The 24,734-nt window shown below is 63.6% G+C and carries 24 protein-coding genes; 7 read left to right on the forward strand and 17 right to left on the reverse strand.

Annotation, left to right across the window (positions count from 1 at the left end):
* The first annotated feature begins 351 nt into the window (after positions 1-351).
* On the forward strand, positions 352-1,137 hold the full coding sequence (locus ACP15R_RS04425) for a Hint domain-containing protein (RefSeq protein WP_424985166.1): 786 nt from the start codon (positions 352-354) through the stop codon (positions 1,135-1,137).
* Between the two features lie 15 nt (positions 1,138-1,152).
* Here the strand turns inward: ACP15R_RS04425 and ACP15R_RS04430 are convergent, their stop codons facing one another.
* Positions 1,153-1,653 carry an Lrp/AsnC family transcriptional regulator gene (locus ACP15R_RS04430; RefSeq protein ID WP_424985167.1) on the reverse strand — a complete coding sequence of 167 codons (501 nt, stop codon included), beginning with the start codon at positions 1,651-1,653 and terminating at the stop codon, positions 1,153-1,155.
* Positions 1,654-1,846: 193 nt separating this feature from the next.
* Here ACP15R_RS04430 and trxB point away from each other — a divergent pair, with 193 nt between their 5' ends.
* Together trxB and ACP15R_RS04440 are read left to right on the forward strand one after the other, a co-directional pair.
* A complete protein-coding gene (trxB, locus tag ACP15R_RS04435) occupies positions 1,847-2,791 on the forward strand; it encodes a thioredoxin-disulfide reductase (RefSeq protein WP_424985168.1) in 945 nt (314 codons plus the stop codon).
* Between the two features lie 222 nt (positions 2,792-3,013).
* On the forward strand, positions 3,014-4,729 hold the full coding sequence (locus ACP15R_RS04440; RefSeq protein ID WP_424985169.1) for a bifunctional sulfate adenylyltransferase/adenylylsulfate kinase: 1,716 nt from the start codon (positions 3,014-3,016) through the stop codon (positions 4,727-4,729).
* A 217-nt stretch (positions 4,730-4,946) separates the two neighbouring features.
* Here the strand turns inward: ACP15R_RS04440 and ACP15R_RS04445 are convergent, their stop codons facing one another.
* A complete protein-coding gene (locus ACP15R_RS04445) occupies positions 4,947-5,735 on the reverse strand; it encodes a DUF1013 domain-containing protein (protein WP_424985170.1) in 789 nt (262 codons plus the stop codon).
* Positions 5,736-5,883: 148 nt separating this feature from the next.
* Here ACP15R_RS04445 and ACP15R_RS04450 point away from each other — a divergent pair, with 148 nt between their 5' ends.
* Positions 5,884-6,519, forward strand: coding sequence for a ribonuclease T2 family protein (locus ACP15R_RS04450; protein WP_424985171.1), 636 nt, complete (start codon positions 5,884-5,886; stop codon positions 6,517-6,519).
* A 6-nt stretch (positions 6,520-6,525) separates the two neighbouring features.
* On the opposite strand, the gene ACP15R_RS04455 is transcribed toward ACP15R_RS04450, so the two are convergent.
* The 3 genes from ACP15R_RS04455 to ACP15R_RS04465 all read right to left on the reverse strand — a co-directional run bounded on the left by ACP15R_RS04455 (position 6,526) and on the right by ACP15R_RS04465 (position 9,087).
* Positions 6,526-7,023 (reverse strand): hypothetical protein, encoded by a 498-nt coding sequence (locus ACP15R_RS04455; RefSeq protein ID WP_424985172.1) that lies wholly within the window; start codon positions 7,021-7,023, stop codon positions 6,526-6,528.
* A 162-nt stretch (positions 7,024-7,185) separates the two neighbouring features.
* A complete protein-coding gene (locus ACP15R_RS04460; RefSeq protein ID WP_424985173.1) occupies positions 7,186-7,857 on the reverse strand; it encodes a VPLPA-CTERM sorting domain-containing protein in 672 nt (223 codons plus the stop codon).
* Between the two features lie 255 nt (positions 7,858-8,112).
* Positions 8,113-9,087, reverse strand: a complete 975-nt coding sequence (locus ACP15R_RS04465; RefSeq protein WP_424985174.1) for a quinone oxidoreductase family protein — start codon at positions 9,085-9,087, stop codon at positions 8,113-8,115.
* Positions 9,088-9,318: 231 nt separating this feature from the next.
* Here ACP15R_RS04465 and ACP15R_RS04470 point away from each other — a divergent pair, with 231 nt between their 5' ends.
* Positions 9,319-10,173, forward strand: coding sequence for a DUF2189 domain-containing protein (locus tag ACP15R_RS04470; RefSeq protein ID WP_424985175.1), 855 nt, complete (start codon positions 9,319-9,321; stop codon positions 10,171-10,173).
* Positions 10,174-10,179: 6 nt separating this feature from the next.
* On the opposite strand, the gene ACP15R_RS04475 is transcribed toward ACP15R_RS04470, so the two are convergent.
* Both ACP15R_RS04475 and ACP15R_RS04480 read right to left on the reverse strand, forming a co-directional pair.
* Entirely contained in the window at positions 10,180-11,166 is a 987-nt protein-coding gene (locus tag ACP15R_RS04475; RefSeq protein ID WP_424985176.1) for an NAD(P)H-quinone oxidoreductase, read from the reverse strand.
* 61 nt (positions 11,167-11,227) lie between these two features.
* Complete coding sequence (locus tag ACP15R_RS04480; protein WP_424985177.1) at positions 11,228-11,923, reverse strand: COQ9 family protein; 696 nt, start codon at positions 11,921-11,923, stop codon at positions 11,228-11,230.
* Between the two features lie 108 nt (positions 11,924-12,031).
* On the opposite strand from ACP15R_RS04480, the gene rpsU reads away from it, so the two are divergent.
* Both rpsU and ACP15R_RS04490 read left to right on the forward strand, forming a co-directional pair.
* The gene (rpsU, locus tag ACP15R_RS04485) at positions 12,032-12,238 is read left to right on the forward strand and encodes a 30S ribosomal protein S21 (protein WP_008207378.1); all 207 of its coding nucleotides are present in this window, start codon (positions 12,032-12,034) and stop codon (positions 12,236-12,238) included.
* 291 nt (positions 12,239-12,529) lie between these two features.
* Positions 12,530-13,354 carry a CAP domain-containing protein gene (locus ACP15R_RS04490; RefSeq protein WP_424985178.1) on the forward strand — a complete coding sequence of 275 codons (825 nt, stop codon included), beginning with the start codon at positions 12,530-12,532 and terminating at the stop codon, positions 13,352-13,354.
* Positions 13,355-13,373: 19 nt separating this feature from the next.
* Here the strand turns inward: ACP15R_RS04490 and ACP15R_RS04495 are convergent, their stop codons facing one another.
* The 10 genes from ACP15R_RS04495 to urtC all read right to left on the reverse strand — a co-directional run bounded on the left by ACP15R_RS04495 (position 13,374) and on the right by urtC (position 24,668).
* A complete protein-coding gene (locus tag ACP15R_RS04495; RefSeq protein WP_424985179.1) occupies positions 13,374-14,879 on the reverse strand; it encodes a class I adenylate-forming enzyme family protein in 1,506 nt (501 codons plus the stop codon).
* Complete coding sequence (locus ACP15R_RS04500; protein ID WP_424985180.1) at positions 14,876-15,652, reverse strand: oxepin-CoA hydrolase, alternative type; 777 nt, start codon at positions 15,650-15,652, stop codon at positions 14,876-14,878. The genes ACP15R_RS04495 and ACP15R_RS04500 overlap by 4 nt, the downstream gene beginning before the upstream one ends.
* Positions 15,649-16,035, reverse strand: coding sequence for a PaaI family thioesterase (locus tag ACP15R_RS04505; RefSeq protein ID WP_424985181.1), 387 nt, complete (start codon positions 16,033-16,035; stop codon positions 15,649-15,651). Before ACP15R_RS04505 ends, ACP15R_RS04500 begins: the two co-directional genes overlap by 4 nt.
* Positions 16,036-16,063: 28 nt before the next feature.
* Entirely contained in the window at positions 16,064-17,191 is a 1,128-nt protein-coding gene (locus ACP15R_RS04510; protein WP_424985182.1) for an acyl-CoA dehydrogenase family protein, read from the reverse strand.
* A gap of 2 nt (positions 17,192-17,193) precedes the next feature.
* A complete protein-coding gene (locus tag ACP15R_RS04515) occupies positions 17,194-18,384 on the reverse strand; it encodes an acyl-CoA dehydrogenase family protein (RefSeq protein WP_424985183.1) in 1,191 nt (396 codons plus the stop codon).
* A gap of 105 nt (positions 18,385-18,489) precedes the next feature.
* Positions 18,490-19,665, reverse strand: a complete 1,176-nt coding sequence (locus tag ACP15R_RS04520) for an acetyl-CoA C-acyltransferase (RefSeq protein ID WP_424985184.1) — start codon at positions 19,663-19,665, stop codon at positions 18,490-18,492.
* Entirely contained in the window at positions 19,662-21,758 is a 2,097-nt protein-coding gene (locus tag ACP15R_RS04525) for an FAD-dependent oxidoreductase (protein ID WP_424985185.1), read from the reverse strand. Before ACP15R_RS04525 ends, ACP15R_RS04520 begins: the two co-directional genes overlap by 4 nt.
* Before the next feature lie 240 nt (positions 21,759-21,998).
* Positions 21,999-22,694, reverse strand: coding sequence for an urea ABC transporter ATP-binding subunit UrtE (gene urtE, locus ACP15R_RS04530; protein ID WP_424985186.1), 696 nt, complete (start codon positions 22,692-22,694; stop codon positions 21,999-22,001).
* Positions 22,695-22,698: 4 nt separating this feature from the next.
* Positions 22,699-23,439: an urea ABC transporter ATP-binding protein UrtD gene (gene urtD, locus ACP15R_RS04535; RefSeq protein WP_424985187.1), complete on the reverse strand. Its 741-nt coding sequence runs from the start codon at positions 23,437-23,439 to the stop codon at positions 22,699-22,701.
* Complete coding sequence (gene urtC, locus ACP15R_RS04540) at positions 23,436-24,668, reverse strand: urea ABC transporter permease subunit UrtC (protein WP_424985188.1); 1,233 nt, start codon at positions 24,666-24,668, stop codon at positions 23,436-23,438. The genes urtD and urtC overlap by 4 nt, the downstream gene beginning before the upstream one ends.
* Positions 24,669-24,734: the final 66 nt, after the last annotated feature.

Consider the following 24,734-nt stretch of genomic DNA (forward strand, 5'->3'; position numbering starts at 1 on the left):
ACGCGAGCGGGTCGTTTCCCGCGATGTTCGCGCTAACCGATTCTGCAAATCCGCCCTGCGCCACTCAACACCCGGGCGAACCGCCACGGCCCCGACACATTCCGGGCCGCATCCTGTCACAGTGATAACGTGGATTTGACAAGAAGCCTCGGGAATGTGAGCGCACCGGGCAACAATACCCTAGGTAGGGGGTGAATTGGAACGAATTCACTAAATATGCGGTGCTTTCGTTGACAATTTGAGGCGTATCCGGGCAAAATCAGAGCATTACAGACCAATTCACAACTGTGTCGGTCTGTGTTGTCGGTGGGGGCCGACACAGGTTCGACCTTCGAGAAGGGCCACGAAACCATGACGCTCCCAACCCCGCTTAGTCGCGCGGCCAGCCGTGCTGTCCAGACCGATGTTCCCGCCCTGATTGATCCCGCCGCGATGCGCGCCCAGCCCAAACCGCAGCTGCGCCGCTATCAGGTCAGCGCGCTGTTGCCCAATGGCGATATTGCCGAATCCCGTCACATCGCCCCGGCCCTGCCGATCTTTGAAGACGCGTTCTGTGCGTTTACCCGTGGTTCGATGGTCGAAACCGAAGACGGCGCGATTTCGGTCGAGGACCTGCTGCCCGGCGACCGCATCCTGACCCGCGACGGCAACAGCCAGCCGCTGGTCTGGAAGGGCAGCACGACACTCGTTCCGGGCCGCCCCGGCCCGCAGGGCCGCAACCTGCGCCTTACCCGGATCATGGCCGACAGTTTCGGCATGCAACGCCCGATGTCCTGCGTCATCGCCGGCCCGTCAGCGCGGCTCTTGCACACGCCGAGCCATTTGCGGGCGGTTTCAGGCGGCCTTCAGACCCTGACCCCGGTCCAGGACTTTCAGGACGGCATGAATGTCGTCGAGACCGCGCCGCCGACCCCTGTGGAGCTGTTCCATATCTGCCTGCCGCAGCATGCGGTCATTCGCGTCGCGGGGCTGGAATTCGAGACCTATCACCCCGGCACCAATGCCGCGCGCTGCATCAGCCACACCATGCGCAACGTCTATCTCGACCTGTTCCCGCATGTCTCGCAGCTTGGCGATTTCGGCGATCTGGCACATGCACGCGCCGGGGATGGCGACCACGACGCGCTGATGGCCTGACCGCGGGCCGGAAAATCAGGCGCTGCGGCTCAGGCGCTCTTCGAGGATGTCAAAGGGAACCCCCGGCTCGTCCTTGGCCCCCCGGATCACCAGCGATGTCTTGACACTGGCCACGTTCGGCGTGGTCAGCAACTCACCGGTCAGGAAACTCTGGAAACTGCTCAGGTCCGGCGACACGCATTTCAGGATGAAATCCACCTCGCCGTTCAGCATGTGACACTCGCGCACCAACGGCCATTCGCGGCACAGCGCCTCAAAGGCGCTCAGCTCGGCCTCGGCCTGGCTGTCCAGACCGACCATCGCGAACACCTGAACCTCAAAGCCCAGCTCGCGGGCGTTAACATCCGCATGATACCCTTGGATCAGGCCCGATTCCTCGAGCGTGCGGACACGCCGCAAACAGGGCGGCGCCGAAATACCGACCCGCTTGGCAAGTTCGACATTGGTCATGCGCCCATCTGCCTGAAGCTCCGACAGTATCTTGCGATCAATCGGATCGAGGCGTGTTGCAACCATGATCTGCTCCCTCGGAATTTTCATTTCTTATATCAGCGCCACCGGTACACGCAATAATATTTCGCCGCAACGCAACAACTCTGACGCCCGGTCATTCGGTCGAATTCGGGGGGTTTAAGCCGGCGGGGTCCGTCGCTATATCGGCAACCCGGTGGGCAGGCCGCCCACATATCACGCTGCATTGGGGAAAGTCATGGGTGAAACACGTCACACCAAGGTTCTGATCATCGGGTCCGGCCCTGCGGGCTACACCGCCGGGGTCTATGCCAGCCGCGCCATGCTTGAACCGATTCTGGTGCAGGGCATTGAGCCCGGCGGCCAGCTGACCACCACCACCGAGGTCGAAAACTGGCCCGGCGACACCGAGGTACAGGGCCCCGATCTGATGGTGCGCATGGAGGCCCACGCCAAGGCGATGGGCTGCGACATCGTTTCGGACATCATCACCGATCTCGACCTGTCCAAGCGCCCGTTCACCGCGACCGGCGACAGCGGCGCGACCTATACGGCGGACGCGGTGATCCTGGCGACAGGGGCGCGGGCGAAATGGCTTGGCCTGCCCAGCGAGGAAAAGTTCAAGGGTTTTGGCGTTTCCGCCTGTGCGACCTGCGACGGGTTCTTTTACCGCGGCCAGGAGATCGTCGTGGTTGGCGGCGGCAACACCGCAGTGGAAGAGGCGCTGTTCCTGACCAATTTCGCCTCCAAGGTTACGTTGATCCATCGCCGCGACGAATTGCGCGCCGAGAAAATCCTTCAGGACCGCTTGCTGAAACATCCCAAGATCGAGCCGCTGTGGTTCCACACGCTCGAGGAAGTCGTCGGGGCCGACAATCCTCTGGGCGTCGAAGGGGTGCGGGTGCGCAACGTGCAAACCGACGAGATCACCGAGATCGCCGCCAAGGGTGTGTTCATCGCCATCGGCCACGCCCCGGCGAACGAATTGGTCAAGGACGTGCTCGAACTGCACAATGGCGGTTACGTCAGCGTCAAACCCGGCACGACCGAAACCTCGGTGCCAGGGGTGTTTGCCGCCGGCGACCTGACCGACCACAAGTACCGCCAGGCCGTGACCAGCGCCGGCATGGGATGTATGGCCGCGCTCGACGCCGAACGCTTTTTGGCCGAACAGGACGGCTGAGACATGATCGGGGTCCGGGTTTCTCCGGACCCCTCCGCCAACCGCCGACCCCTCGCAAACGGGTAGTTTCTGCGCTATCAGGGCGGAAATCCGCGCCATAATGGCACAAACCGACAATAATTGTTTTCTGCGCCTAGACATTGCCGAGACTCCGAGTCTATGCCCCGCGCGACCAAGTTTTTCTGGCCAACGCACCCAACCAAGCAAACGAGAGTTTCTTTCATGACCATGCTCGCCAATCTGGCCCCGATCCCCGAGTTGTACGTGTCTTATGACTCGGCGCAAAAGCTCAAGGTTGAGGCTGGCAACCTCAAGAGCTATGACCTGACGCCGCGCCAGATCTGTGATCTGGAGCTGTTGATGAATGGCGGCTTCAACCCTCTCAAGGGGTTCCTGAACGAAGCCGACTACAATGGCGTCGTCGAGAACATGCGGCTGGCCGACGGCACGCTCTGGCCGATGCCGATCAACCTGGATGTCTCGGACAGCTTTGCGGAAACGCTTGAAATCGGCGAAGACATCGCGCTGCGTGACCAGGAAGGCGTGATCCTGGCGACGATGACCGTCACCGACCGCTGGGTCCCGAACAAATCGCGCGAGGCGGAAAAGGTGTTCGGTGCCGATGACGATGCGCATCCGGCGGTCAACTATTTGCACAACACCGCCGGCAACGTTTACCTTGGCGGTCCGGTCACCGGGATCCAGCAGCCGGTGCATTACGATTTCCGCGCCCGCCGCGACACCCCGAACGAGCTGCGCGCCTATTTCCGCAAGCTGGGCTGGCGCCGCGTGGTGGCGTTCCAGACCCGCAACCCGCTGCACCGCGCGCATCAGGAGCTGACCTTCCGCGCCGCGCGCGAGGCCCAGGCCAACTTGCTGATCCACCCGGTTGTCGGCATGACCAAGCCCGGCGACGTCGATCACTTTACCCGCGTGCGCTGCTATGAGGCGGTGCTCGACAAATACCCGGCCTCGACCACCACCATGTCGCTGCTGCCGCTGGCAATGCGCATGGGCGGCCCGCGCGAGGCGGTCTGGCACGGGCTGATCCGCGCCAATTACGGCTGCACGCATTTCATCGTCGGCCGCGACCATGCCGGCCCCGGCAAGAACAGCGCCGGCGAAGATTTCTATGGCCCCTATGATGCGCAGGACCTGTTCCGCACGCATCAGGACGAAATGGGCATCGAAATGGTCGATTTCAAACACATGGTCTATGTGCAGGAGCGCGCGCAATACGAACCCAATGACGAGATCGAGGACAAGGACAATGTCACCATCCTCAACATTTCGGGCACCGAACTGCGCCGCCGCCTTGCCGAGGGGCTGGAAATCCCCGACTGGTTCTCGTTCCCCGAGGTGGTTTCCGAGCTGCGCAAGACCAAGCCGCCGCGCAGCCAGCAGGGCTTTACCGTGTTCTTCACCGGTTTCTCGGGCTCGGGCAAATCCACCATCGCCAACGCGCTGATGGTCAAGCTGATGGAGATGGGTGGCCGTCCGGTGACACTGTTGGACGGGGACATCGTGCGCAAGAACCTGTCATCCGAGCTTGGCTTCTCGAAAGAGCATCGTGATCTCAACATCCGCCGCATCGGCTATGTGGCCTCGGAAATCACCAAGAACGGCGGCATCGCCATCTGCGCGCCGATCGCGCCCTATGCCACCACCCGCCGCGCGGTGCGCGAAGATATCGAGCAATACGGTGCCTTTCTTGAGATCCATGTCGCGACCAGCATCGAAGAATGCGAACGCCGCGACCGCAAGGGGCTCTACAAGCTCGCGCGCGAAGGCAAGATCAAGGAATTCACCGGCATCTCCGACCCCTATGACGTGCCTGAAAACCCGGAACTGCGCGTCGAAACCGAAGGCACCGATGTCGACAACTGCGCGCATCAGGTGTTGCTCAAGCTCGAAAACATGGGCCTGATCGCGGGCTGATCGCCCCGGCACTCCCGGCATGGAAAGGCTCGGCTTTGGCCGGGCCTTTTTTCATGGGCGCAGATGTTTCCCGCACCGCAATGAAAAACGCCACCGCAGGAATGCGGTGGCGTCGGTTGAGCGGTCTTTCCGTGAATTCAGGCAACGCCGATTGGCGCGCGCCCTGCCCTCCGCGGCGAGAACCGGCTCGGGTCTCCCAACCCGGTTACGCGCAGGATCAGATACGCGGCTGATCGTCGTCCTCGTCCTCGTCTTCGTCATCCCCACCGCCGGCGGGCAGGTTGAAGAAGCTGTCGGCATCAACGATCTTGTTGCTGTCATCCTCATCTTCGTCATCGACAACATCCATCGACCCGCCAAGGGTAAAGGTTTCGAGCCCCTCGATGGCCGTCGGAATTTTCGGCTCGGCCTCCATGCCCAGCGACTGTTCGGTGCTGACCAGCTTGCGGCGCTCGTCATCGCTCATGACTTCGCCTTCCGCGGCCTTTTTCGCGGCGGCCTTTTGCACGGCGGCGTCCAGTTCGGTCTGTTTGCACAGGCCCAGGGCGACGGGGTCGATGGGCTGCATGTTGGCGATGTTCCAGTGGGTGCGTTCGCGAATCGACTGGATGGTCGGCTTGGTGGTGCCGACCAGTTTGGCGATCTGCCCGTCCGAAAGCTCCGGATGGAACTTGACCAGCCAGAGGATCGAGTTGGGCCGGTCCTGTCGCTTGGACAGGGGTGTGTACCGTGGCCCGCGGCGTTTTTCTTCGCCGACCGCGGCCGAATTGCTCTTGATCATGAGCTTGTACAGCGGGTTGTCCTGTGCCGCGTCGATTTCCTTTTGCGTCAACTGGTTGTTGGCAATCGGATCAAAGCCCTTGACGCCACCGGCCACGTCGCCATCGGCAATTCCCTGCACCTCGAGCTCGTGCATGCCCACGAAATCGGCGATCTGTTTGAAACTGATAGTGGTGTTATCGACCAGCCAAACAGCGGTGGCCTTGGGGTGCAGCAATTTTGCCATCGGTGTCTTCTCCTATCTCATGTCGTCCGACAAAACTCTCCCGTGGCCTGGCGAGGCAGGCGGCCTTGGCTCTCAAGGCGGGTTACCGTTGTCGGGGAACTTGGCGCCTATATAGTCGGCAGCAGATGAAAATGGAAGAGCCGAATCATTGCGTACGATCCTGACCCTGTTGCTGGCCCTATGGTGCCTGCCCGCTGTCGCCGAAGGTGAACGGGCGGGAGAGTTCGATTACTATGTCCTGAGCCTGAGCTGGTCGCCGAACTGGTGCGCCCTGACCGGGGATGCCCAGGGTTCCGATCAATGCGATACACGGCACGATCACGGCTGGATCCTGCACGGGCTTTGGCCCCAGTTCCACCGGGGCTACCCATCCTATTGCCAGACCGCCGAACGCCCGCCCTCGCGCGGCATGACTTCGGCGATGGCCGATATCATGGGAACTTCGGGGCTGGCGTGGCACCAGTGGAAAAAGCACGGCACCTGTACCGGGTTGTCAGCCGAACGCTATTTCGACCTGTCGCGCCGCGCCTATGGCCGGGTCAACCGGCCCGAGGTGTTTCGCAGGCTCGACAAGACGGTCAAGCTCCCGGCTTCGGTCGTCGAAGAGGCGTTCTTGCAGGCCAATCCCGATTGGGATGCCGACATGCTGACCATCACCTGCCGCGACGGACACATTCAAGAGGCCCGCCTGTGCCTGTCCCGCGATCTGGGCCCGGTGCCTTGCGGCCAGGACGTGATCCGGGACTGCCGGGCAAAGAGCGCGGTTTTCAACCCGGTGCGGTGATGCCGCTCAGCCCTCGACCTCCTGGCATTTGCGCGCATAGTCGAGCGCCTTGGCCGATCCCTTGAGATCGATGGAAATCACCTGTTGCCCCGCCGCGTTGTAGACGGTCATGATCTTTTTCTGCGCAATCGCGTGGACAAAATCGCGATCGTCAAAGAACACCCCTGCGCCCGGTACGCGATCCTGTACGAAACCGGTTGCGACAGCGTTGTATTTCTGGCCGTCCAGGTCAAAGGTGATGTCGTATTGCTTGCCCTTTTCAATCTTGCCCCAGCCTTTGTGGAACACGACGAAATAGCCGCGATTGCCGGTCGCGTCATAGCCGATGCGCACCACCGACAGGTCCTGGTAAACCGTCTGGATCAGGCAGCCATTACCAAAGGAGGGATCGACCATGACGTTCCAGCCGGAAACGAACCCCTTGTCGATCAGGTCCTGCGCCGACGCGGCGATGCTCCCGAGGGCGAGAAACGCGGTGGCACAAAGGGTTGCAAGGGTTTTCATGGGCTGTCTCCGATCTGCGAAAGGTCCGCTTCTGGGCGTAGCATTCCGCCCGCGCCTTGCCCATGTCAATCGGCGATCCTGCCGTTCGGCACGGCAAATGGGCCGACCCCGACAGGCGGCCGGCCCGATGGCGTTTTGCGTTGCAGCCGGATGTGTTGGCGATCAGGCTTTCTTGCGGCGGCGCAGCATCGCGAACCCGCCGAAACCGGTCAGCAACAACAGGCCAGCAGCCGGAACCGGAACCGGCGCGACGGTGGCAAGGTCCTGGTAGCCATCATTGTAGAGATAGGTGATGTCATACCCGTCGGTGGCGGCGTTGCCCATGTTGTTTAGGTAGGATTGCGCCAGGTTGGCGACACCCGAATTGCGGCTCACGCGGAAAGTCCCGTCGGACACGTCCAGCGACGTACCGCTCTCGGTCACGATTTCCCACAACGCCACCTGGAAACCGGCGGCCTCAAGGCTCGTGTCGATCACTTCCGCAACCGCGCTGCCGCCGAGGACGCTGTTGTAAAGCCTGGCGATGTTCTCCTGAACGCTGCGCGTGAACAGATTGGGCTGGGTCGTATAGGTCACGGGATCATGCAGCCATTCGGCAAGATCGACGCAGAACGCGGCGAAATTGCCAAACCCGTTGTCTCCCGACATCTGGTACATCCCGGCATAAACATTGGTGGTCAGCTCGGGGCTGTGAACACGCACGACCTGGCGCAGGTTCTCGGTTCCGAACGGGTTTCCGTCCACCTGGTAAGTGGTATTGACCGTGGTGGCCGAAGCCGCGCCACCGATCAGCGTGGTCGCCAATGCGGCGGCAGTACAGATACGTTTCATCATGTCTCTTCCCTGGTTACCAATCGGGGTTTTGCCCGAACACTTCTCAAACACGGCATGACAACCGTTTGTCGTGACAGCATCGCACAACCGGGCGGCGCTGAGCACTGGGGAAGACAAATCGCTGGATATTGAGGCGAATTTGCGACGAAAGGTTAACCAATTATGGCCATTTTCGCGGATTGTTAACCATATTGAAGCCGGGCTGCTCAGCCAAGGCAGCCGATTCACCCGGCTTGATCGCGCAACAGCTGCGCTTCAGAGTTCGAGCACCGTCGATCCCGTGGTTTCGCGGGCCTCCAGCGCGCGTTGGGCATCGGCGACCTGTTCCAGGGGAAAGCGCTGGCTGATGCGGATCGACACGTCACCGCAGGCCAGCTTGTCAAACAGGTGTTGCGCCATCGCCTGACAGGTTTCGTGATCGGCGAGATGGGTGAACAGGGTCGGGCGGGTGATCTTGAGCGAGCCCTTCTGCCCGAGCAACGCAAGGCTGAAAGGCGGCACCGGGCCGGATGCGTTCCCGAACGAGATCATCATGCCCAGCGGCTTGAGACAATCCAGCGACCCTTCGAACGTGTCCGCACCAACCGCGTCCATCACCACGTCCACGCCCTTGCCCCCGGTCAGGTCACGCACCTGGCTGACCCAGTCCTGGGTCCGGTAGTTGATGCAATGGGTTGCCCCGTGATCCAGCGCCAGCCTGCATTTCTCGTCCGTGCCCGCCGTGCCGATCAGCGTGATGCCCTCCGAACGCGCCCATTGGCAGGCGATTAGCCCGACGCCGCCCGCAGCCGCGTGAAACAGCACCGTATCCCCCGCCGCGATCGGCGTTGTCCGGTGAAACAGGTATTGCACGGTCATCCCCTTGAGCATCATCGCCGCGGCCTGTTCAAACGACACACCGTCCGGGATCGGGCAGACCTGTGCGGCGGGCATCACCCGCGCTTCGCTATAGGCGCCCGGCGGATTGGCGGCATAGGCCGCGCGATCTCCGGGTCTGAGATGCGTGACCCCGTCGCCCACCGCTTCGATCACACCGGCGGCCTCCATGCCCATCGCGTGCGGCAGGGGCAAGGGATAGAGGCCCGAGCGCTGGTACACATCGATGAAGTTGAGCCCGCACACCCTGTGCGCGATGCGGATTTCGCCCGGTCCGGGCTCGCCCACCGGACGGTCAACCAGTTTCAGGGCTTCCGGCCCGCCCGCCGCTTCGATGATTACCGTCTTTGCCATTTGCGATGCTGATCCTTGTTGTGCAGAACACGCAGTCTGCACCACCATGCCACGATTTGACCAGACCCGTTTTCGCCTTTGGCACGGTCGCTGCGACGCTCCCGATACCGTGACCCCGGAGGCGGCGATTTGTGCTATACTGGGCCCAGCGTCACCGCGCGGCCCGGCCCGCGACGCGACCGGACCGTTCGATGCTGGCGCAATTGGCTGTCGTCACCGGAGGGATCAACCATGGAAAAGACAATCGGAAACCCGCTCTCGTGGACGGCCCGACAGTTCGGGTCCGCAGGAGATCACATCGCCGCCACCGCCGCGGAACTTGGCGGCGACGCCCTGGCCCCGCCCCGGATCAAGCGGCTGAGCATGGAGGACGTCTGGGCCGCGTTGCGCGCCGGCAAGGAAGATTTCCTCGCCTGTCGCACCGACGCGATCTTTGCGGTTCTGATCTATCCCCTGATGGGTCTGGCGCTGATCGCGATCGGGTTTCACGTGGACCGGATGCCGCTGCTGTTCCCGATGCTCGCCGGTTTCGCCCTGTTGGGACCGGTCGCGGCGGTCGGGCTGTACGAGATGAGCCGCCGCCGCGAGGCCGGTGAAAGCGTAAGCTGGCAAAGCGCCTTTGCGGTGATCCAGTCGCCCGCCTTTGGCGCGGTGCTGGTGCTGGGCCTCTATATGCTGGGGCTGTTCGTGGTCTGGATGTACGCGGCGTTGCAGATCTATAACTGGACCCTCGGCCCCGGATCGCCGGCATCGCTTGCCGCCTTTGCCACCGACATCGCCACGACACCGCAGGGCTGGACGATGGTGCTTTCGGGGTTTGCGGTCGGATTCGCCTTTGCGCTCGTGGCGCTGGCGATGAGCGTTGTGTCCTTTCCGCTGCTGCTTGACCGACATGTGGGCGTCCCCGTCGCCATCGTGACCTCGTTCCGGGTGTTGCAACGCAATCCCGGTGTCACGCTGGCCTGGGGCGCGGTGGTTGCCGCCGGGCTGGTGCTTGGGGCGCTGCCATTCCTTGCGGGGCTGGTCGTGGTGATGCCGATCCTTGGCCATGCGACATGGCATTTCTATCGCCGGGCGATCGGCTGACCGCCGCTAGCCAGCAACCTTGAGGACGATCTTGCCAATGTGACCGCTGCTTTCCATCCTGGCATGGGCGGCAGCGGCTCCGGCAAGGTCGAATTCGCTGTCCATCACCGGGGCAAAGCGCCCCGCCTCGATCAACGGCCAGACATCGCGCCGCAAATCCCGCGCGATCCGCCCCTTGGCCAGGTCGGATTGCGGGCGCAAGGTCGACCCGGTGAGGGTCAGCCGGCGGGTCATCATCTCGGCGAAGTTCATTTCGACCGCCGGCCCCGCCAGGAACGCGATCTGCACCAGCCGCCCGTCATTGGCCAACGCCCTGATATTGCGCGGGATGTAATCTCCCCCAACCATGTCAAGGATCAGGTTCGCCCCGCCCTCGCCGCGCATCACCTCGACAAAATCCTCGCTCTTGTAGTTGATTGCCCGCTCGGCCCCAAGGTCGAGACAGGCCCGGCATTTCAAATCCGATCCGGCGGTGACAAACACCCGCGCGCCAAGGGCGCTGGCCAGCTGGATGGCCGTGGTGCCAATGCCACTGGACCCGCCATGCACCAGAAAACGTTCCCCCGCCCGCAGCCCGCCGCGCGTAAAGACGTTGGAATAGACGGTAAAACAGGTCTCCGGCAAGCAGGCCGCCTGTTTCATGTCCAGCGTTGACGGGATGGGCAGGCAATGCGCCGCCGGGGTCGCCACGAACTCCGCATAACCGCCACCGGGCAACAACGCACAGACCTTGTCGCCCGGGGCCAGCGATTCCACGCCCTCCCCCACGGCCACCACCTCGCCGGAGGCCTCAAGCCCGGGCAGGTCACTCGCCCCCGGTGGCGGCGCATAGCTCCCGGCGCGTTGCAGCGCGTCCGGGCGATTGACCCCGGCATAGGCGACACGCAACACCACCTGCCCATGCGCCGGGCGCGGCACCGGCCGGGTTGTGAGTTGCAAGACATCCGGCCCGCCCGGGCGGGTGATTTCAATGGCGCGCATATGCTCTGTCATCGGTTAGACTTCCCCTTGCTTGGCACAGGGGTAGCATCGACAGGCAGACAGCGGAACCGGTCTATTTGCGGGGTTTCATCATTCCGGGCAGGTCAAGACCGGGCATCCTCGCGGGTGGCTTGATCTGTGCCGCCAGCCAGTTCGGCCCCGCGAGAAACGGTTTCAGGATGGGCGAGCCGCGCAGCTTTGCCTTGAGTGTCTCGATCTGCATCACGTCATCGATACGCCGGTCGAGAAAGGCCCAGGTCGCGGCGTGGTCGGGGCTGCTGTCGCCCAGCCAATACAGCACCGTCGCGGAATACACCCCCGCCAGCGTGGCACGCTTGGTGTACCAGTTCACATCGTCTGAGCTGTCACCGATTTCCGTCCAGATCAGATCGCAGGTCTGCCAGATCGCCCGTGCACCGTCGGGCGCATGATGCGGCAGGGAAAACAGCGTGGTGCCCCGGCGCACCAGCTCCGGGTCCTCGACCGCCTCAAGCCGGTAGCGCAGGGCGGTGGCGATCTTTTCGCGTATCTTCAGCCGGTCCAGGTCTTCGGATCGCAGCCGTGCCACCATCGCCTGATCCCCGCGCGCGTGATAGGCCAGCGCCAGATCGACCGGCCCGCGCGGGAACACCGCACGCGCCATGTCGATATCGACCCCGACATCCCGCGCCGCCGCGTCAAATGCCGCGTCGCTCCAGCCGTCAAACGGTACATGCATCACCGCCGCATCCAGCAGTTGTTCTTGCAGGCTCTCATCAGGCATTGTCATCGCGTTCTCCCAGCGTTGAGGCCATACTAGACAAGCCAGCCGCGCTTTGCTATACGGCGGCTTCCTGCAAATCCTTGCAACTCAACTTAGAAAGGTGGTGAAAACCACATGCAGGTTAGTGTTCGCGACAACAATGTCGATCAGGCGCTTCGTGCCCTGAAGAAAAAGCTGCAGCGTGAAGGCGTATTCCGCGAGATGAAGCTCAAGCAACATTTCGAGAAGCCGTCCGAGAAAAAGGCACGCGAGAAAGCCGAAGCGATTCGACGCGCCCGCAAGCTGGCCCGTAAAAAGGCACAGCGCGAAGGGATGCTCTAAGAATTCGGTAGCATTTTCGACACGGATAACGACCCCCGAGGCATCGCCACGGGGGTTTTTCTTTGCCCGCATCGTGCGGGACCGGACAATTTCCGCCACCCGTGCGGACCGGGCTGCGCGTGTTTTGGCCGGTGATCCATGCGGCGCCTGCCCCGGCAGGCAATCGCCGGGCTCCGACCGTGATTCTCGGCGTGTTTCGGCGCAAAACCCCAGGTGGCGCACGGCGTTCTGGGAAGGTTTACGCATCGGCTCTAAGAGCTGTCCACGAGGCACAAGACACAGGAGCACAAGATGTCAAAAGCGAGCGATCTTGAATGGCTGATGCTGGACCTGATCAATGACGAACGCGCGGCGCAGGGGCTTGACCCGCTGGACCTGGAACTGCGGCTGAACGAGTCGTCAGAGGATCACAGCGACTGGATGTTGCAGACCGACACGTTTTCCCACACCGGCAGCAGCGGTTCGAATCCCGGCGACCGGATGCGCGATGCGGGGTTCGAATTCTCGGGCAGCTGGACCTGGGGCGAGAACATCGCGATCCAATCGGAACGCGGCGCGCCCGGACTCGCCGACGATGTCGCGGACCTGCACCAGTCGCTGATGAACAGCCCCGGACACCGGGCGAATATCCTGAACCCGGATTTCGAGGTGATCGGCATCGGGATCGAGCAGGGCGATTACAACGGCTGGGACGGCGTGATCGTTACCCAGAACTTTGCCCGAACCGGTGCCGATGTGCAGCTGGATCGCCAGGGCAACAGCGCCCCCGAGCTTGAAGTTTCCGATATCTCTGTCGGGCTGGTCAAGGGCGCGCGCACCACGCGGCTGAACAAACATGTCGAGTTCTCAGATGCGGATGGCGACGATCCGGTCTGGTTCGAATTGCTCGACAGCATCGGGCGCGACAATTTCCGCTTCAAGGGCCAGGGCAAGATCGACGCCGACACCCCCTATCGTGTCGCCGCCGAAGATTTCGACCAGATACGCGTGGGGCCGAACAAGAACCCCGGCGACACGACGCTGCAAATTCGTGTCTTTGATGGCGAAACCGTAAGCGACTGGGAAGAGATTACCCTGACCACCCTCTCGGCGGACGATTGGGCGGCGCTGGCCTGACCGCGCCACGGGTCACGCTTCAAACCGCATCGCCGGCCAGTTCGCGGGCAAAATGCTCGACCAGCTTGTGTTTGAGTATTTTGCCCGTTGGTGCCGCGGGCAGGTCGGTGGCAATGACAATTAGCGCGGGCCGCTTGTATCCGGCAAGTCGCCCGGCGGCAAACGCGCGCAGGGTTTCCGCATCCGGCCAGTCCTCTTTCGACGCCTGCACAAAGGCAAGCACCTGTTCATCGCCCGCAATCTTGCGGCCGACCACCGCACATTGGATCACCTGCGGATGATCGTTCAGCGCCGCCTCGACCTCGGGCGGATAGACGTTAAAGCCGCCATGGATGATCAATTCCTTGGTCCGCCCGACGATATGCAGATGCGAGCGATCATCGATCCGTCCCAGATCACCGGTGCGCAACCACCCCCCGGCGTTGATCGCAGCGGCGGTTGCCTCGGGATTTCGGTAATAGCCCTTCATCACCACCGGACCGCGCACCAGCACTTCGCCGATGCCATCCCCGCCGCCCGGCACGTCCTGGTCAATGTCGATCTCGACACCGGGCAGCGCCGGTCCGGTCGAAATGTCCGGATCACCAAACGGGTTCCGCGTGACACAGACGCCGGCGGTGGTTTCGGTCATGCCATAGCCGTTTTGCAGGGCAACGCCGTAAAATGCCTCGGCCTCGCGTTTCCATGCGGGGTCCAGCGGCGCCGCCCCCGACGTGACCACGCGCAAACTGCTGCCGACCAGCGATCTGCGCCCCTTTTCGCGGGCATATTGCATCAGCAGCGCATGCATCTGCGGCACCGCCGACAGCAATGTCACCCCATCATTCAGCGCCTCGTAAAGCCTGGCCACCGAGAAGCGCGGCTCAAAACGGATGAACGCCCCCGCGCAGGACACGGCGGTGACAATCGAGGCAAGCCCAAAGACATGGGTGATCGGGAGCACCCCATAGATCACGTCATCCGCGCGCATGCCGCGCACCTCGACCGAAGCCCTGCCCGCAAAGACCAGGTTGCCATGGCTGAGCATCACCCCCTTGGGCGCGCCCGTGGTGCCGGTTGTATAGAGGATGACCGCGATATCCGGGTCCGGCTCGGGTAGCGATGGAAACGGGGTCGCCAGATGCAGCGCGCCAAATACACCGGCGATCCGGGCCGCGCCCATCCTGTCCGCATGCCGCGCCGCTTCGGGCGAAACCTCGGTGGTGAACAAGACCGCCGCCGGGCGGGCATGCGCAACGATGCGATCCACCTCGCCCGCGGTCAGCCGCGCATTGACCGGGATCGCGATCGCCCCCATGCGGGAACAGGCAAAAAGCGCCGCGACGGTCGGGGCGCTGTTTTCGGACAGGATCAATACCCGGTCGCCCGGCTGTACCCCCCGATCCGCGAGCCGCGCGCCAAGCGCGTCACAGGCGGCACTCAGTTCGGCAAAGTTCCAGCGCAGACCCGTCGTATCCGCCAGCGCAGGGGCCGTGGGGCGTGTTGCCGCCTGATGGTCGAGAAAGCCATGCCAGCGGTCGCTCATCCAGAGAAATCCGGGCGGCGCTTTTCAAGGAACGCGGCGATCCCCTCGGCCGCTTCGGGGCCCCCGGCAGCATGGGCCATGGCGTTGCGTTCGGCGTCGAGCTGTGCCGTTTCGCTGCGTTCATAGGCCGAGGCGACAAGCCCCCGGATCACCTGCTGCGCCTCGCGCGGGCCGGCGGCAACCGCATCGGCCAGACCATGCGCGCGGGCATCGCATGTGCCCGCCGGGGCAAGCGCGTTCACCACGCCCAATGCATGCATCTGTTCCGCAGTGACCGGCCTTGCCAACAGGCACATTTCCATCGCCAGCGGCCGGGGCAACATCCGCGCCAGCGCCGAGGTCAACCCGCCATCCGGAACCAGCCCCGCCTTGACATAGGCGGCGGTGAACCTGGCCCCCTCCGCCGCCACGATCAGGTCACAGGCCAGCGCCAGCGAGGCCCCCGCCCCCGCCGCGCCCCCTTCGACCGAGGCGATCACCGGCACCGGACAGCCATGTATCGCGCGGATCAGGTCGTGCAGATCGTCGATCTTGTCGCGCCGCTGCTCTTCGGTCAGGGTGCGCCGCTCGATCAGCACGTTCATGTCGCCCCCGGCACAAAAGAACCCGCCTTCCGCCGTCAGGATCACCGCCCGGATGCGCGGATCGGCGGCCTGATGGATCGCCCGCATGATCGTTGCATAAAGCTCGGGCGACAATGCCCCGCGCCGGGTTGTGTTCATGTTGACCACCACCAGCCGGTCGCCCAGATCGTCAAGTCTTGCCAGGGTCATGATGCGGGCTCCTTTCGCAGGTATTTGAAGACTCCATTGCCGGTGGCCAGCAACGTCCCCGCCGTATCGCGCAGCTCGGCATCGGCATAGCAAATCGACCGCCCGGCCCGCTTGACCCTGCCGACGGCAACCACCTGCCCCGAGCGCGCGGCGGCCAGGAACTGCGTGTTGAGCGCCACGGTCAGCACCGGCACAAGGTCGTCACCCGGTGCCAGCGACGCCGCGAACCCGGCGCTGGCGTCCAGCATCATGGCAATGATGCCGCCATGCAGCGTTTGGTTGCGATTGAGATGTTTCGGCAGGATGTCGAGCGTGATCCGCGCAGTTCCGTCCCTGGTCGCCAAATCCACCTCATAGCCGATCAATTCATGCGCGCCGCCCATTGGCACCGCCGGCGTGGCGGCTTGGCGATCAGGCGGCGCTAAGGGCAATGAACCGCTCCATATGGTAATCCGTATCCCCAAGCCGGTGATCGTTCATCACGATCCGCTTGGCGATATGGGCGAGCTCGTATTCCTGTGTCATGGCGATGCCCCCGTGCATCTGGATCGATTCCTCGGCCACAAGCCGGCCCACTCGGCCGATCAGATTGCGCGCGGCGGCAATCTGGCGGTCGCGATCCCCATGCCCAAGGTGCCCCGCCGCATTGATCACCCCCGAACGCGCCTGTTCCAGTTCGATCAACAGGTCGGAAAACCGATGCGCCAGCGCCTGGAACGTACCGATGGGGCGGCCGAATTGCTGGCGGGTCATCAGGTAGTCGCGGGTCAGTTCCACGGCGGTTTCCATCGCGCCCAGCGTCTCGGCCGCCAGCGCCACGTTGGCGGCGGCAATCCGTTCGGCAATCGCCGGAAAGGCACCGCCCGCCGCTCCCAGCCGCGCAGAAGAGGGCAAGCGGACCTCATCAAGCGTGACCTCGGCGGCCCGTCCCCCTGCCAGCATCGGATAGCCCCGCAGGCCAAGGCCGGCAACGCCGGCGGGGACAAGGAACAGCGAAATGCCATCCGTGTCATCCGCCGCACCGCGTTCCCGTGCCGAAACGATCAGATGATGCGACGCCTCGGCATTCGCCACCACCGCCTTGCGACCGTTCAGAACGATGTCATCGCCATCGGCGCGGGCGGTGGTCTCGACCCGCGACAGATCATAGCGGCTGGCCGGTTCGCCATGCGCAAAAGCCAGGTGCAGCCCGCCACCGATTACCTCGGCAACCAGCGCGTTTTGCGTCTCATCGCCGAGCGCGGCAATCAGCCCGCCGCCCAGCACCGCGCTCTCGAGAACCGGCTCGACCACGCCCGCCCGGCCCAGCGCCTCGAACACCGTCGTGATGTCGAACCCGGCACCGCCAAAGCCCCCATCCGCCTCGGAAAACAACGCGCCCAGAACCCCGAGTTCCGCCAATTGCGCCCAAATCTCGGGCGAATACCCCGCCTCGCTGTCGATGATCGCATTGCGGTCGGCGGTCGTGTAGCGATCCGCAAGAAACCGGCGCAGCGTGTCCTGCAACATCTGCCGTTCGTCAGTCAGATCGAAATTCATGATCAGCCCCCCATCTTGACCTTGGCGATGATGCCCCGCTGGATTTCATTCGACCCGCCAAAGATCGACAGCTTGCGATAGTTGAAATATTCCGCCGCCAGGTGCCCGGCATAGTCCGGACCCACCGGAGCATTGTCGCCTTCGATCGCCTCGGACACAAAGGGCATGGCATAAGGCCCCGCCGCGCGCCGGGCGAGATCGTTGATCTCCTGCCGGATGATCGTGCCCTTCACCTTGAGCATCGACGCCTCGACCCCCGGTGCCTGACCAACCGCTGCCTTGGAAATGATCCTTAGGTTGGTTGTCGCCATCGCCATCAGGTCCATTTCGACCCTGGCGATCCGGGCCGCAAAATGCGGGTTCTCGATCAACGGACGACCGCCCGAAATCTCGGCCCGCGCCAGGCGCTTGACCCCGGCCAGACCGGCCTGCGAAAACCCGACCCCGGCGATGTTGGTACGCTCATGGGTCAACAGGTACTTGGCATAGGTCCAGCCCTTGTTCTCTTCCCCAACAAGGTTCTCCACCGGCACCTTGACGTTATCGAAAAAGATCTCGTTCACCTCGTGCGTGCCATCCAGCAGGATGATCGGCCGCACCTCGATGCCCGGCGTGTTCATGTCGATCAGCAGAAAGGAAATCCCCTCCTGCTGCTTGGCGTCCGGATCGGTGCGCACAAGGCAGAATATCCAGTCCGCATGCTGACCCAACGTTGTCCAGGTCTTCTGGCCATTGACCACGTAGTGATCGCCCTCGCGCACCGCGCGGGTCTTGAGACTGGCCAAGTCCGACCCCGCCCCCGGCTCGGAATACCCCTGGCACCACCAGTTGGTGCCATCCAGGATACGCGGCAGGAAATGGTCACATTGCGCCTTGCTGCCGAATTTCATCAACACCGGGGCCAGCATCGACAAACCAAACGGCACCACGCGCGGGGCGTTGGCAAAGGCACATTCTTCCTCGAAAATATGCCGCTGAACCGCGTTCCACTCGCACCCGCCATATTCCCTGGGCCAGTTCGGCGCCAGCCAGCCGCGCGCATTCAGGATCGCATGCCAGTTCTCCTGCTCGGCCTTGTCCGGATGCCCGCCCCGGCGCAGCTTCTCGGCCAGGTCCTTGGGTAGCTTCTCGTCCAGGAACGCCCGCACCTCGTCGCGAAAGGCGATCTCCTCGGGGGAATAGCTCAGGTCCATCGGTTCTCCTCCTGTTGTCCCGACCGGTTGCGCCGGGAGAGTCCGGCACCCCGTGCCGGACAGCGCGCGTCCGCCCCTCGACGGGGCGGGCGCGCGCCTCTGGCCTCAATAGATTTCAAACAGCCCCGCGGCCCCCATGCCACCACCAATGCACATGGTGACAACACCAAGCCGGGCCCCGCGCCGCCGCCCTTCGCGCATCAGGTGCCCGACCATCCGCGCGCCGGTCATGCCAAACGGGTGCCCGATGGCAATCGAGCCTCCGTTCACATTGCATTTCCCGTCATCGATCCCCAGCCGGTTGCGACAATAAAGCGCCTGGCTGGCAAAGGCTTCGTTCAATTCCCACAGATCGATATCATCCACGCTCAGCCCATGACGTTGCAACAGGCGCGGCACCGCAAAGGCCGGGCCAATCCCCATCTCGTCAGGCTCACACCCGGCAACACAGAACCCCTTGAACGCTCCCATCGGTTCGATATTGCGACGCACTGCCTCGTCGCTGTCCATCAGCACCACGGCGGCGGCCCCGTCCGACAGCTGGCTGGCATTGCCGGCGGTCACGAACCGGCCTTCACCGCGCACCGGCTCCAGCCCCGCCAACCCCTCAAGCGTGGTTGTCGGGCGATTGCATTCGTCGCGATCCACCGTGACCTTGCGCATCGAGATCTCGCCGCTTTCCTTGTCCTTCACCGCCATCGTCGCCTGCATCGGCGCGATTTCATCGTCGAACTTGCCCGCCTCCTGTGCCGCGGCGATCCGTTGCTGGCTGCGCAGCCCATAGGCGTCCTGGTCTTCGCGGCTGATGCCATATCGCTCCGCGACGATATCGGCGGTTTCGATCATCGTCATGTAGATCGCAGGCTTGTGTTCGAGGATCCACGGATCCGGCGCGGGGCGCATCCTGGGCTGCACCATCGTGATGCTCTCGACGCCGCCCGCAACCATCGGGCCGGCACCACCAGCGGTGATCTGGTTCGCCGCAAGCGCAATGGTCTGGAGCCCCGACGAGCAGAACCGGTTCACCGTCATCCCCGACACGCTCACTGGCAACCCGGCGCGGATCGCAATCTGGCGCGCGATATTGGCCCCGGTTTCGCCTTCGGGCAGGCCACAGCCGATCACGCAATCCTCGATCTCGGCCGGGTCGATCCCCGACCGCTCCACCGCAACCTTAACCGCGTGCCCGCCCATGGTCGCCCCATGAGTCTGGTTGAACGACCCGCGGAAGGATTTCGCGAGCCCCGTCCGCGCGGCAGAGACTATGACGGCCTGTTTCATGATGCGGCGTCCTTGTTCAGATCATCGAAATTGCGGCCCTCTGCCACCAGCGACTGCAAGAGCGGCGCCGGTTCCCAGAAATAGCCATCTTGCTCGGCCCAGGAGCGGATATCCGCGAGCAGGCCGGGCAACCCTTCAAGGTCGGCCCATTTCAGCGGCCCGCCGCGATAGCGCGGAAACCCATAGCCAAAGAGCAGGGTCATATCCACGTCCAGCGGGCGGCGCGCGATGCCTTCGCCGACGACCTTGGCCGCCTCATTGACCATCGACGCCATATAGCGCCGCACGATTTCTTCATCGGTAAAATCTCGCGGGGTGATCCCCTGCGCGGCGCGTTCCGCCTCGATCAACGGCATGACATCCGGGTTCGGCACCCGAGATTTCGGCCCCGCCGCATAGTCGTAATACCCCTTGCCGGTCTTTTGGCCGAAATGCCCGTCTTCACAGAGCTTGTCCCCGTAGGTGCTGTCGCGCGCCCGCGGGTCCAGCCCCTCGGCCCGCTTGCGCTTGCGCACCGCCCAGCCGATATCGAGCCCCGCCAGATCGGCAACCGCAAACGGCCCCATGGCGAAGCCGAACGCCTCCAGCGCCTGGTCGATCTGGTAAGGGCTGGCCCCATCCAGGATCAGGTGATCGGCACAGGTGCGATAGGTCGACAGGATGCGGTTGCCGATGAACCCGTCGCAAACCCCCGCGCGGACGCTGATCTTGCGCAGCCGCTTGCCAAGCGCAAATCCCGTGGCCACCACGTCGGGCGCGGTCTTGTCGGCGACCACGATCTCAAGCAGCTTCATCACATGGGCCGGCGAAAAGAAATGCAACCCTATGACATCCGCCGGGCGGCTGGTGATCGCGGCAATCTCGTTCACGTCAAGATAAGAGGTGTTGGTGGCCAGCACCGCGCCCGGCTTGCACACGGCATCCAGTTGGGAGAATACCTTTTTCTTGACCTCCATCTCTTCGAACACCGCTTCGATGACAAGGTCCGCCTGCCCGAGAGCATCGTAGTCGGTGGCAAGCGTCAGCGCCTGTTCGGTCAGGGCTTCGAACTGTTCCGCGCTGATCTTGCCACGCTTGAGCGCACCTTGCAGGTTGCCGGATATCCGCCCCTTGGCCGCGTCCGCCGCCTCGGGCGACATTTCCAGCATGGTCACCGTCAGCCCCGCCAGCAACGCAGCGGTGGCGATGCCCGCGCCCATCGTGCCGCCACCGATGACGCCAATGGCATTCAGGCTGCGCGGTTCGACCCCCTTGAGCTCGGGCAGCTTGGAGACCGCGCGCTCGGAAAAGAACGCATGGATCAGCCCTTCGCGCTGGTTGGTGTTCATGAGCTCCATGAACAGCTCGCGCTCGCGGGCCAGCCCCTGCCTGAACGGCAGTTCGCAGGCAGCCTGCACCGCGCGGACCGCTGTTGCCGGCGAAATCTGGCCGCGCCCCTTTTTCAGAACCGCGTCATGGACCGCGTCGAAATCGACCGGCTCGGGTGCCGCCATTTCACCGACCGGGCGGCGCGGTGCGCCAGAGGCGAGCAGCTCGCGTACATAGGCCAGCCCGATCTCGCGCGGCGCGCCGTCCTGTACCTTGTCGATGATCCCCAGCCCAAGCGCCTCGTCGGCGCGCACGTGGCGGCCCGTGGTGATCAGGTCCAGCGCCGCCTCGACCCCGGCGACCCGTGGCAACCGCTGGGTTCCACCGGCACCCGGCAGGATGCCCAGCAGCACCTCGGGCAGGCCCACCCTGGCCGTCGGCACCGCGATCCGGTAATGGGTCGAAAGCGCCACTTCGAGACCGCCGCCCAGGGCGGTGCCGTGCATCGCCGACACAACCAGCAGCGGGCAAGCTTCGATCCGGTCGCAGACGCCGGGCAGCATCGGTTCAAGCGGCGGCTTGCCGAATTCGCGAATGTCGGCCCCCGCGAAATAGGTCGCACCCTCGCCATAGATCAGAACAGCCTTGGCCCCGTCCTTTTCGGCGCGCTCCAGCCCGGCGATCAACCCGACCCTGACCGCATGCCCCAGGGCGTTAACCGGCGGATTCTGCGCCTTCAGGATGGCGATATCTCCATCCAGTTCGTAACCAATGGCGTCTGTCATGCGGCTCCCCCCGTTCGGTTGTACAGCCGCAAGATGTGCGAATGCGGCCCCCGGATCAATCCCGAACATCACGTCACGAATGCCGCGCGGCTCCGGGATGATCACTCGCATTATTCCACTGTGCGGAATGGCATTCCACAAAAATCCGCACACAGGACGCCACGTCGCGCGCAGGGAAACCGGCGCGCCGGATCATGCGGACGCGCCCGAAGCGGGTGCAAACAACATTGATAGTGTGGATCAGACCGAAACAGCGGCCACCAGGTCATCGCGCGACAGGCTGTCCTTGGTGCCTTGCCGGATCACCTCGCCACGGCGCAGGATCACGAAACGGTCCGCCTGTTCATAGGCAAAATCGAAATATTGCTCGACCAGAACAATCGCCATGTCGCCCTTGTCGCGCAGGTGCTGGATGACCCGGCCGATCTGCTGGATGATATTTGGCTGAATGCCCTCGGTCGGTTCGTCCAGCAACAACAGCTTGGGACGGGTGATCAGGGCCCGCGCGATGGCAAGCTGCTGCTGTTGCCCGCCCGACAGATCACCGCCGCGCCGGGCGGACATGTCGTGCAGCACCGGGAACAGTTCGTAAATCTCGTCGGGGATGCGGTGTTCGGAACGCGGCAAACAGGCAAAGCCGGTTTCGAGGTTTTCCTTCACCGTCAGCAACTGGAAGATGTCGCGCCCCTGCGGCACATAGCCGACCCCGTGCCGCGCCATCGCGTGTCCGGGCAGGATGCCCAGCGACTGCCCATCCAGCTCCACCATGCCCGCAGAACGCGGATGCGTGCCGGAAATCGCCTTGAGCAGGCTGGTCTTGCCGACGCCATTGGTGCCCATGATGCATGTGACCTGCCCGAGTTCGGCGGTCATGTCGATGTCATAGAGGATCTGCGATCCGCCGTAGTGAAGCGAGAGTTTGTCAATCTTGAGCATGTCGCTAGCGCCCCAGGTAGACGTCGATGACGTCCTTGTTTGCGGTGACGTGATCCAGGCTGCCCTCGGCAAGAACCGCGCCCTCGTGCAGAACCGTCACCTTGCAGTTCAGCCGCCGCACGAATTCCATGTCATGTTCCACCACCACGACCGCGCGGGTGCGCGCCGCCTGGACCAGCAATTCGGTGGTGTGCTCGCGCTCTTCCAGCGTCATGCCGGCGGCGGGTTCATCCACCAGCAGCAATTGCGGATCCTGCGCCAGCAACATGCCGATTTCGAGCCACTGTTTCTGACCATGGCTGAGCTCGCCCGATTTGCGTGACAAGTGGTCCTCAAGCCCGATTTCGGCGGCGAGTTCGCCCACACGGTCGCGGTCATGCGCCGATTGCCGGTAGAGCAGCACCGAGAGCGGTCCCCGGTCTTTTTTCAGGGCCAGCAACAGGTTGTCGAAGACGCTCTGGTCCTCGAATACCGTCGGACGCTGGAATTTGCGTCCGACCCCGGCGCGCGCGATCTGGGCCTCGTTCATGCTGAGCAGGGAGACCGATTTGTCGCCCCAGATCACCCGGCCGCTGTCGGGGCGGGTCTTGCCGGTGACGATATCCATGAAGGTGGTCTTGCCCGCGCCGTTCGGCCCGATGATCGCGCGCATTTCCGCCTTGCCGATCTGAAACGACAGGTTGTTGATGGCGCGAAACCCGTCAAAGGATACGGTGACACCGGACACTTCGAGAAGCGTGCTCATTGGTCGGCCTCCCGTTCACGCAAGGCCCCGTCATCAGGGCCAAGGTCGGCCCCGTGACGCCGGGGCGGCAGGACCCCGGACAACATGTCGAACAGGCCGCCGATCCCCTTGGGCGCATAGAGCGTGACCAGCACAAAGCTGAGTCCGAGCACGACCTGCCACCAGTCGACCCAGTTGACCGTGTAAACGCCGAGATTCAGCGGCGGCACCTGCCCCGAGGTGAACCATGTGGAGACGAGCGAGACCAGCCCGGCACCGATCACCGCGCCATAAAGCCGGCCGCGCCCGCCGATTGCCACCCAGACAGCCAGGTAGATCGACGCGATCGGGGCCAGTTCCGCCGGGTTGATGATCCCGGCCTGCGGATAATAAAGCGCCCCGGCAATGCCCGCGATCACCGCCGTCAGCACGAATACAAAGAGCTTGTAGCCTTCGACCGGGTAGCCGAGAAAACGCACCCGCGCCTCGTCGTCGCGGATGCCGCGAATGACGCTGCCGAACTTGCCCGAGACCACCCAGGCCAGCAGGACATACCCGGCACCAAGCGCAAGCGCCGACCCCCAGAGGAACCAGAGCGAGATCAGGGATTGCGGGATGTCATCGGCACCGGGCAGGTTTTGCAGACCGGACAGGCCATTATTGCCGCGCAGCCCGCTGTCGTTCTGAAACAGGTAGAGCGCCAGCGCCAGCGTCATCGCCTGGGTCAGGATCGAGAGGTAGACGCCGGTCACGCGGCTGCGAAAGGCCAGCCAGCCAAAGACCAGCGCCAGCAGACCCGGCACCAGCACCACCAGCAGCAATTGCCCGGGCAGGCTGGGCGCAAGCGCCCAGATCGCCGGAAAATCGGAGCTGCCGACCACGCCGAAAATCTGGTTGCCTATGGCGTCGCTGATTTCCTGCGCGGTGGGCGGGATTTCGACATCAGCCAGCGACGTCACCACGATATCGCGGGTGCGCTCATACATCAGCCACATGCCGATCATGTAGCCGCCAAGCCCGAAAAAGGCGAAATGCCCGAGGCTGAGGATGCCCGCATAGCCCCAGACGAGATCCATGGCGATGGCGACGAGACAGAGGCAGAGTGTCTTGCCCAGCGTCTTGACGAAGGAGGTCGAGATCACGCCGATGCCCAGCCCTTCGGAGAGCACCGTGACAAGCAGGGTGAAGAGCCCGAGACAGCCGATGAAGACCAGCACCGACGGGTTGCGCAGGAGGACGCCGCGGTTCATCCGGTGGCCCCCGCCGTGAAGGGGGGCCAGCCCCCCTGCCCCCCCGGAGTATTTGCACAAAGATGA

It is taken from the genome of Microbulbifer sp. S227A (assembly GCF_049800935.1).

What these genes read in the sequence shown, in the direction of transcription:
- ACP15R_RS04510 (WP_424985182.1), bottom strand. Translation starts at nt 17,191, where the DNA reads ATGAATTTCGATCTGACTGACGAACGGCAGATGTTGCAGGACACGCTG.
- ACP15R_RS04520 (WP_424985184.1), bottom strand. Translation starts at nt 19,665, where the DNA reads ATGAAACAGGCCGTCATAGTCTCTGCCGCGCGGACGGGGCTCGCGAAA.
- ACP15R_RS04490 (WP_424985178.1), top strand. Translation starts at nt 12,530, where the DNA reads ATGTCAAAAGCGAGCGATCTTGAATGGCTGATGCTGGACCTGATCAAT.
- rpsU (WP_008207378.1), top strand. Translation starts at nt 12,032, where the DNA reads ATGCAGGTTAGTGTTCGCGACAACAATGTCGATCAGGCGCTTCGTGCC.
- ACP15R_RS04440 (WP_424985169.1), top strand. Translation starts at nt 3,014, where the DNA reads ATGACCATGCTCGCCAATCTGGCCCCGATCCCCGAGTTGTACGTGTCT.
- ACP15R_RS04445 (WP_424985170.1), bottom strand. Translation starts at nt 5,735, where the DNA reads ATGGCAAAATTGCTGCACCCCAAGGCCACCGCTGTTTGGCTGGTCGAT.
- ACP15R_RS04455 (WP_424985172.1), bottom strand. Translation starts at nt 7,023, where the DNA reads ATGAAAACCCTTGCAACCCTTTGTGCCACCGCGTTTCTCGCCCTCGGG.
- urtD (WP_424985187.1), bottom strand. Translation starts at nt 23,439, where the DNA reads ATGAGCACGCTTCTCGAAGTGTCCGGTGTCACCGTATCCTTTGACGGG.
- ACP15R_RS04475 (WP_424985176.1), bottom strand. Translation starts at nt 11,166, where the DNA reads ATGACAGAGCATATGCGCGCCATTGAAATCACCCGCCCGGGCGGGCCG.
- ACP15R_RS04525 (WP_424985185.1), bottom strand. Translation starts at nt 21,758, where the DNA reads ATGACAGACGCCATTGGTTACGAACTGGATGGAGATATCGCCATCCTG.
- ACP15R_RS04425 (WP_424985166.1), top strand. Translation starts at nt 352, where the DNA reads ATGACGCTCCCAACCCCGCTTAGTCGCGCGGCCAGCCGTGCTGTCCAG.
- ACP15R_RS04500 (WP_424985180.1), bottom strand. Translation starts at nt 15,652, where the DNA reads ATGACCCTGGCAAGACTTGACGATCTGGGCGACCGGCTGGTGGTGGTC.
- ACP15R_RS04505 (WP_424985181.1), bottom strand. Translation starts at nt 16,035, where the DNA reads ATGGGCGGCGCGCATGAATTGATCGGCTATGAGGTGGATTTGGCGACC.
- trxB (WP_424985168.1), top strand. Translation starts at nt 1,847, where the DNA reads ATGGGTGAAACACGTCACACCAAGGTTCTGATCATCGGGTCCGGCCCT.
- ACP15R_RS04515 (WP_424985183.1), bottom strand. Translation starts at nt 18,384, where the DNA reads ATGGACCTGAGCTATTCCCCCGAGGAGATCGCCTTTCGCGACGAGGTG.
- ACP15R_RS04430 (WP_424985167.1), bottom strand. Translation starts at nt 1,653, where the DNA reads ATGGTTGCAACACGCCTCGATCCGATTGATCGCAAGATACTGTCGGAG.
- urtC (WP_424985188.1), bottom strand. Translation starts at nt 24,668, where the DNA reads ATGAACCGCGGCGTCCTCCTGCGCAACCCGTCGGTGCTGGTCTTCATC.
- ACP15R_RS04460 (WP_424985173.1), bottom strand. Translation starts at nt 7,857, where the DNA reads ATGATGAAACGTATCTGTACTGCCGCCGCATTGGCGACCACGCTGATC.
- ACP15R_RS04495 (WP_424985179.1), bottom strand. Translation starts at nt 14,879, where the DNA reads ATGAGCGACCGCTGGCATGGCTTTCTCGACCATCAGGCGGCAACACGC.
- ACP15R_RS04465 (WP_424985174.1), bottom strand. Translation starts at nt 9,087, where the DNA reads ATGGCAAAGACGGTAATCATCGAAGCGGCGGGCGGGCCGGAAGCCCTG.
- ACP15R_RS04470 (WP_424985175.1), top strand. Translation starts at nt 9,319, where the DNA reads ATGGAAAAGACAATCGGAAACCCGCTCTCGTGGACGGCCCGACAGTTC.
- ACP15R_RS04480 (WP_424985177.1), bottom strand. Translation starts at nt 11,923, where the DNA reads ATGACAATGCCTGATGAGAGCCTGCAAGAACAACTGCTGGATGCGGCG.
- urtE (WP_424985186.1), bottom strand. Translation starts at nt 22,694, where the DNA reads ATGCTCAAGATTGACAAACTCTCGCTTCACTACGGCGGATCGCAGATC.